Source organism: Stenotrophomonas sp. DDT-1, from assembly GCF_001580555.1.
Classification (GTDB): Bacteria; Pseudomonadota; Gammaproteobacteria; order Xanthomonadales; family Xanthomonadaceae; genus Stenotrophomonas; species Stenotrophomonas sepilia.
This window is the reverse complement of sequence record NZ_LEKR01000025.1, coordinates 50380-57491: the sequence shown is the minus strand read 5'-3', so window position 1 is coordinate 57491 and position 7112 is coordinate 50380. Positions and strand designations below refer to the sequence as shown.

7 protein-coding genes are annotated in these 7112 nt (G+C 67.1%); 6 read left to right on the top strand and 1 reads right to left on the bottom strand.

All coding sequences use genetic code 11. The features are described 5' to 3' along the window. On the top strand, window positions 1–1211 hold a 1211-nt coding region (locus AB839_RS13140), incomplete at its 5' end, for a prolyl oligopeptidase family serine peptidase (RefSeq protein WP_156476659.1). A gap of 109 nt (window positions 1212–1320) precedes the next feature. Here the strand turns inward: AB839_RS13140 and AB839_RS13135 are convergent. Continuing rightward, window positions 1321–2505 carry a pyridoxal phosphate-dependent aminotransferase gene (locus AB839_RS13135; protein ID WP_061479706.1) on the bottom strand — a complete coding sequence of 395 codons (1185 nt, stop codon included), beginning with the start codon at window positions 2503–2505 and terminating at the stop codon, window positions 1321–1323. A 143-nt stretch (window positions 2506–2648) separates the two neighbouring features. Here AB839_RS13135 and AB839_RS13130 point away from each other — a divergent pair, with 143 nt between their 5' ends. The 5 genes from AB839_RS13130 (at window position 2649) to AB839_RS13110 (ending at window position 7110) form a co-directional block, all read left to right on the top strand. Then, a complete protein-coding gene (locus AB839_RS13130) occupies window positions 2649–4760 on the top strand; it encodes a S9 family peptidase (RefSeq protein ID WP_061479709.1) in 2112 nt (703 codons plus the stop codon). Between the two features lie 54 nt (window positions 4761–4814). Next, window positions 4815–5240 carry a YbaN family protein gene (locus AB839_RS13125; RefSeq protein WP_061479705.1) on the top strand — a complete coding sequence of 142 codons (426 nt, stop codon included), beginning with the start codon at window positions 4815–4817 and terminating at the stop codon, window positions 5238–5240. Between the two features lie 82 nt (window positions 5241–5322). Beyond that, window positions 5323–5595 (top strand): lipoprotein, encoded by a 273-nt coding sequence (locus AB839_RS13120; RefSeq protein ID WP_061479704.1) that lies wholly within the window; start codon window positions 5323–5325, stop codon window positions 5593–5595. Beyond that, window positions 5588–6439 (top strand): diaminopimelate epimerase, encoded by an 852-nt coding sequence (gene dapF / locus AB839_RS13115; RefSeq protein ID WP_061479703.1) that lies wholly within the window; start codon window positions 5588–5590, stop codon window positions 6437–6439. Before AB839_RS13120 ends, dapF begins: the two co-directional genes overlap by 8 nt. Then, window positions 6436–7110 (top strand): DUF484 family protein, encoded by a 675-nt coding sequence (locus AB839_RS13110; protein ID WP_049414366.1) that lies wholly within the window; start codon window positions 6436–6438, stop codon window positions 7108–7110. The genes dapF and AB839_RS13110 overlap by 4 nt, the downstream gene beginning before the upstream one ends. Window positions 7111–7112: the final 2 nt, after the last annotated feature.

Here is a 7112-nt window from a genome sequence, read left to right as displayed (position 1 = left end):
CCCTGGAACTGCGCGATCCGTGGACCGTGGGCGGCAAGACCTATGCCTCCGGTTCGCTGCTGGCCACCCAGCTGGACGACTTCCTGGCCGGCAAGCGCGACTTCGAGGTGCTGTTCACCCCGACCGCGACCACCTCGCTGGCCAGCGCCACCTGGACCAAGAGCCATCTTGTGCTGAACGTGCTGGACGACGTCAAGAACCGCCTGTCGGTGCTGACCCCGGGCGCAGATGGCTGGAAGACCAGCCGCTTCGTCGGCGCCCCTGCCTTCGGCACGCTGGGCGTGGCTGCAGTGGACAGCAATGACAGCGACGCGGTGTGGCTGACCGCCACCGACTACTTGACCCCGACCACGCTGGCGCTGGCCGAGATCGGCCAGGCCCCGGAAACGCTGAAGACCATGCCGGCCTTCTTCGACGCCAAAGGCAAGGTGATCGAGCAGCACTTCGCCACCAGCAAGGACGGCACCCGCGTGCCGTACTTCGTGGTGCACGACAGGGCGATGAAGCTCGATGGTTCCAATCCGACGCTGCTGTACGGCTACGGTGGCTTCGAGATCTCGCTGACCCCGAGCTATTCCGGTGGCATGGGCCGCGCCTGGCTGGAGAAGGGCGGCGTGTACGTGGTGGCCAACATCCGTGGTGGCGGCGAGTACGGCCCGCGCTGGCACCAGGCGGCGCTGAAGCAGAACCGCCACAAGGCCTACGAAGACATGGCCGCGGTGGCGCGGGACCTGGTCAAGCGCAAGATCACCAGCGCCAAGCACCTGGGCGTGCAGGGCGGCAGCAACGGTGGCCTGCTGACCGGCAACATGCTGACCCAGTACCCGGAGCTGTTCGGTGCGGTGGTGGTGCAGGTGCCGTTGCTGGACATGAAGCGCTACAGCCACCTGTTGGCGGGTGCCTCATGGATGGCCGAGTACGGCAACCCGGATACCAGTGACTGGGAGTTCATCAAGACCTTCTCGCCGTACCACCTGTTCAACGCGAAGAAGAACTACCCGCCGGTGCTGTTCACGACCTCGACCCGCGACGACCGCGTGCACCCGGGGCATGCCCGCAAGATGGCGGCGAAGATGATCGACGCCGGCAAGGACGTGACCTACTACGAGAACATCGAAGGGGGGCACGGCGGCGCCGCCAACAACGCGCAGGCCGCGCACATGTCGGCGCTGGCCTACAGCTTCCTGTGGGAGCGGTTGGGCGGCAAGTAAGCAGAACGGAAAACGCCGCCCCAGGGCGGCGTTTTCCGTTATCGGGTAGCGCCGGGCCATGCCCGGCGCGCGCGTAGCGCGGCAGGATGCCGCCGGGCATGGCCCGGCGCTACCGGAAATGCTTCAACCCACGCGCGATCCGCGCCACCGCCTCCTGCAATCGCGGCACCTCCTGGGTATAGGCCAGGCGCACGTGCTGGTTGGCACGATGGAAGCCGAAATCCAGGCCCGGGGTGAACGCCACGTGCTCGGTTTCCAGGAAATGCGCGCAGAATGCCTGCGCGTCGTCGGTGAATGCACTGACGTCGGCGTACAGGTAGAACGCGCCCTGTGGCTCGACTTCGATACGGAAGCCCAGCTCACGCAGTGCCGGCAGCAGGAAGTCGCGACGCTGGCGGAACGCGTCGCGGCGCTGCTCGAAGATCGCCATGGATTCCTCGCTGAAGCAGGCGAGCGCGGCGTGCTGGGCGATGCTTGAGGCGCTGATGTACAGGTTCTGCGCCAGCTTCTCCAGATCCGGTACTGCGGACGGCGGCGCCACCAGCCAGCCCAGCCGCCACCCGGTCATGCCGAAGTACTTGGAAAAACTGTTCAGTACGAATGCGTTGTCGTCCACCTGCAGCACGCTGGGCGCGTCCAGGCCGTAGGTCAGGCCGTGATAGATCTCGTCCACCACCAGGTGGCCGCCCCGCGCGTGCAGGGTCTGCGACAGTGCAGCCAGTTCGTCGGCGGAGAGCACCGTGCCGGTCGGGTTGGCCGGTGAGGCAACCAGCGCGCCGACGCTGTCGGCATTCCAATGCTGTTCCACCAGGGACGGCGTGAGCTGGTACGCAGTGTCCGGGCCGACCGGCACCAGCTGTGCGCCGCCTTCGACGAGGCGCAGGAAGTGGCGGTTGCAGGGGTAGCCGGGGTCGGCCAGCAGCCAGTGGCGGCCGGGATCGACCAGCAGGCTGCTGGCCAACAGCAACGCACCGGACCCACCCGGGGTGACCAGGATGCGTTCAGGATCGATGTCCAGACCGTAGTGGCTGCGATAGAAACCGCTGATCGCCTGGCGCAGGGCCGGCAGGCCACGTGCGGCGGTGTAGCGGGTATGGCCGGCGGCCAGTGCGGCCTGGCCGGCCCGCACGACCGGTTCGGCGGTAGTGAAGTCCGGTTCGCCGATTTCCAGGTGGATCACATCGTGGCCGGCCTGTTCCAGCGCCTGCGCGCGGGCCAGCAGGGACATCACATGGAACGGGGCGATTTCATGGCTGCGCCGGCTGTAGCCCGGCGTGTGGGGCAGGGTACTCATGGATCCATGGTACGCCGGTCGGCATGGCCCATGACGATCTGCAGGGTTGCCGCTTGGCTGCGATTGGGGTCAGATCCCTTTTCGGGAAAAGGGATCTGACCCCGCCGAAGACCATTGCATTGATGCGCCAGGAACCCTACTTCATGAAGTCCACCCTCTGCCTGTTGCTCGCCAGCCTGATGACCACGACTGCTACCGCCGCCACTCCGCCCGTTCCGCCGGACGCCGCCAGGCATCCGCACGTGGTCAAGGCGCCGTTCGGCGCGACCCGCAACGATGACTATTACTGGCTGCGCGATGACAAGCGCACGGACAAGGACATGCTGGCCTACCTGCAGGCCGAGAATGCCTACGCCGATCAGCTGCTGGCACCGCTGAAGCCACTGGAAGACACCCTGTACAAGGAGATCGTCGGCCGCATCAAGCAGGACGATTCCAGCGTGCCGGCGCGCGAGCGCGGCTACTGGTATTACAGCCGTTTCGAGACCGGCCAGGATTACCCCATCCACGCACGCCGCAAGGGCAGCATGGAGGCCGCCGAGGAAATCCTGCTGGACGTCAATACGATGGCTGCGGGCAAGGGCTACTTCAGCGTCGGCTCGATGGATGTCAGCCAGGACAACCAGTTGCTGGCCTGGGCCGATGATGATGTCGGCCGCCGCCAGTACACGATCCGCTTCAAGGATCTGGCCACCGGCAAGGTGCTGCCCGATGTGATCACCGGCAGCTCCGGCGACCTGGTCTGGGCCGACGACAACCGCACCGTGCTGTATGTCGAGAACGATCCGGAAACGCTGCTCACCGTGCGCGTGAAGAAGCACGTGCTGGGCACTCCAGCCAGCGCCGACACCGTCGTCTACGAAGAGAAGGACGACAGCTTCTACATGGGCATCGGCCGCACCCGCGACGATCGCTTCATCACCATCGGCGTGCACAGCACGGTGTCCTCGGAAGAGCGCTACGCACCGGCCAGCGATCCGACCACCTTCACCGTGCTGGCCCCGCGCCAGCGCGATGTCGAGTACGACGCCGACCACTACGACGGCCGCTGGGTGATCCGCACCAACGACGGTGCGAAGAATTTCAAGCTGGTCACCGCACCGACCGATGCCACCTCGCGTGCGCAGTGGAAGGACTGGATCGCGCATGACGATGCGGTGTTCATCGAAGGCTTCGAGCTGTTCGACAGCTACACCGCCATCGCCGAACGTTCCGAGGGCCTGGAGCGCATCCGCCTGCTGTTCAAGGATGGCCGCAGCGACTACGTGAAGGCTGATGAGCCGGCGTACTCGATGGGCCTGGGCGACAACACCGAGGCCGATACGCCGTGGCTGCGCTACGTCTACACCTCGATGACAACCCCGACCACCGTGTTCGAGCTGAACACCGCCACCGGTGAGCGTCGCCAGCTGAAGGTGCAGCCGGTGATCGGCTATGACGCCTCGAAGTACGAAACCGACCGCGTCTGGATCACCGCACGCGATGGCGTGAAGGTGCCGGTGTCGCTGGTCTACCGCAAGGGCTACCAGAAGGACGGCAAGGGCGCGCTGTTCCAGTACGCCTACGGCAGCTACGGCATGTCGATGGACCCGTACTTCAACCAGACGGCGGTGAGCCTGCTCGACCGCGGCGTGGTGTATGCCATCGCCCATATCCGCGGCGGCCAGGAAATGGGCCGCGACTGGTACGAGAACGGCAAGCTGCTGCACAAGCAGAACACCTTCAACGACTTCATCGACGTCACCCGCGGCCTGGTCGCACAGGGCTGGGCGGCGAAGGATCGTGTCGCCGCGTCCGGCGGCAGCGCCGGTGGCCTGCTGATGGGCGCGGTGGCCAACCAGGCCCCGCAGGATTACCGGGTGATGGTGGCGCAGGTCCCGTTCGTCGACGTGGTCACCACCATGCTCGACCCGACCATTCCGCTGACGACCAACGAATACGATGAGTGGGGCAACCCGGAGCAGAAGCCGTATTACGACTACATGCTGTCCTACTCGCCCTACGACAACGTGAAGCAGCAGGCGTACCCGGCGCTGTTCGTGGGTACCGGCCTGTGGGATTCGCAGGTGCAGTACTGGGAGCCGGCCAAGTGGGTGGCCAAGCTGCGTGATCACAACACCGGCCCCTACCCGATCCTGTTCCGCACCAACATGGAAGCCGGCCACGGCGGCAAGTCGGGGCGCTTCCAGCGCTACCGCGAGCTGTCCGAGTCGTACGCGTTCGTGCTGCAGCAGCTGGGCATCGCCCAGCCGTAACGGCGAAGGGGTGCCGGGCGTTGCCGGGCACCCCGAACCGTTATCCTTGCGGCCATGAGCCTGCCCGAGCCCTCCGCATCCCGCGATACCGCCACGCCACCGCGCGTGGTGCGTTTCCGCTGGGCGTGGTGGCTGCTGGCCTACGTCAGCCTGGGCACCGGCATCGTCGGCATCTTCGTGCCGGGCCTCCCGACCACCGTATTCATCCTGATCTCGGCGTGGGCTGCATCACGTGGGTCCGAACGCCTGCACACCTGGCTGCTGCAGCACCCGCGCTTCGGCCCGGCCATCGCCAACTGGCAGGCACATGGTGCGGTCAGCCGCTACGGCAAGTGGATGGCCACGATCACCATGGCGGTGTGCGCCTGCATCATGCTGTGGTGCGTGCCGGTCGCCTGGGTGAAGTGGTTCTCGATCGGCAGCATGACCGTGGTGGCGATCTGGCTGTGGACGCGGCCGTTGCCACCGCCCGCGGATTGAGCGCCTGCGGTAGTGCCGGCCGCTGGCCGGCAACCCGATCCCCTGCACGAACCGCTCAGCCGCCAATGGCTATACTCGGGGCATGAAGATCCCCCATCGAAACGCCATCCTGATTCCGCTGGCAGCGGCCTCGCTGCTGCTCCTCGCCGCCTGCGGCAACAAGGGCCCGCTGGTACTGCCGCAGAAGCCGGTGCCGGTGGAAGAAACCGTCGAACCGGCCGCCGAGCCCGCCACCGAGGCGACCCCGGCCGAGGCCCAAGGCGCCGTTGCCCCGGCCACGACCGTCGACCCGGCTGCAACGACCACCCAGCCGGCACCCGCGCCAGCGAAGAAGGCGGGCAGCGGGAATGAGTAAGGCCGGTTCCAGGGCCTTGCGCTTCAGCAAGATGCATGGCGCGGGCAATGACTTCGTAGTGATCGACCTGCGTGACGGCACTGCGCCGCCCACGCCTGAACTGGCCGCGCGCCTGGCCGACCGCCATACCGGCGTCGGCTGCGATCAGATCCTGACCATCGAGGCGCCGCGTGCGGAAGGCTCGGTGGCCTCGTACCGCATCTGGAACGCCGACGGTTCCAATTCCGAGCAGTGCGGCAATGGCGCGCGCTGCATCGCGGCCTGGCTGGTGCGCGAGGGCAGTGCGCAGGGCGATGCGTTCGTCATCGACAGCCCGCTGGCCAGCCATGAGGTGCGGGTGCTGGGCGAAGGGCAGTTTGCGGTGACGATGGGCGTGCCTGCTTTCGAGCCGGCCAACGTGCCGCTGATGGGCTTCGCCCACCCGCGCGAGGAATACCTGCTGCCGCTGCAGGGCGAGAGCGTCCGCTTTGCTGCGGTGTCGATGGGCAACCCGCATGCGGTGATCGAAGTGGGCCTGATCGATGCTGCACCGGTCGAGCGCGTCGGTGCGCTGCTGCAGCAGCACGCGTCGTTCCCGCGCTCGGTGAACGTGGGCTTCGCCCAGGTGATGGGCCCGGCGCACGCCCGCCTGCGCGTGTTCGAGCGCGGTGTCGGCGAGACCCTGGCCTGCGGCAGTGGCGCCTGCGCCGCCGCCGTGACCCTGATGCAGCGCGGCCGCCTGCAGCGCGATGCGCGCATCAGCCTGCCCGGAGGTGACCTGCGCATCCAGTGGCCGGGCGATGGCCAGCCGGTGGTGATGGCGGGCCCGACCGCATTCGTCTTCGAAGGGGAGTGGATGGCATGAGCGAAACCGTCGACAAGCTCGGGGCCCATGAAGTCGCTGCCTGGTTGCGGCGGCATCCCGGCTTCCTCAAGCAGTTCCCGGACCTGGCCCTGACCCTGGTGGTGCCGCGCGATGACGGCCCGACCGCATCGCTGGCCAGCTACCAGCTGGAAGTGCTGCGCGAGAAGAACCGCGAGCTGGCACGACGGTTGGCCGACCTGGGCGCCACCGCACAGGTCAATGAACGCCTGGCAGTGCGCACGCACCAGCTGACCCTGGCACTGATGAAGCAGGACAACGCGGCCGATACCCTGCGCGCGATGGCCGCATCGCTGCAGGAAGACTTCGCCGGCGACCTGGTGCGGCTGGTGGTGCATGCGCCGGTGGCCGGGCTGGAACAGGCCGACTGGCTGCAGGTGATTGCTGCCGATGATCCGCAACTGGGCCCGTTCCGCGATTGCCTGAACGACGGCGAGCCGATCTGCGGCCGCCTGCAGCCGGAAAAGAATGCCGTCCTGTACGGCGTGCGCAGCGAGGAAGTGCAGACCACCGCGCTGCTGCCGTTGCCGGGCGTCGGCCTGATCGCGGTCGGCAGCCACGACCCGAACCGCTTCTACCCGGGCATGGGCACGCTGTTCCTGCGCATGATGGGCGACGCCCTGGCCACTGGCCTGAAGCGCTTCCACGACTGAGC

What these genes read in the sequence shown, in the direction of transcription:
- AB839_RS13120 (WP_061479704.1), top strand. Translation starts at nt 5,323, where the DNA reads ATGAAGATCCCCCATCGAAACGCCATCCTGATTCCGCTGGCAGCGGCC.
- AB839_RS13130 (WP_061479709.1), top strand. Translation starts at nt 2,649, where the DNA reads ATGAAGTCCACCCTCTGCCTGTTGCTCGCCAGCCTGATGACCACGACT.
- AB839_RS13125 (WP_061479705.1), top strand. Translation starts at nt 4,815, where the DNA reads ATGAGCCTGCCCGAGCCCTCCGCATCCCGCGATACCGCCACGCCACCG.
- dapF (WP_061479703.1), top strand. Translation starts at nt 5,588, where the DNA reads ATGAGTAAGGCCGGTTCCAGGGCCTTGCGCTTCAGCAAGATGCATGGC.
- AB839_RS13110 (WP_049414366.1), top strand. Translation starts at nt 6,436, where the DNA reads ATGAGCGAAACCGTCGACAAGCTCGGGGCCCATGAAGTCGCTGCCTGG.
- AB839_RS13135 (WP_061479706.1), bottom strand. Translation starts at nt 2,505, where the DNA reads ATGAGTACCCTGCCCCACACGCCGGGCTACAGCCGGCGCAGCCATGAA.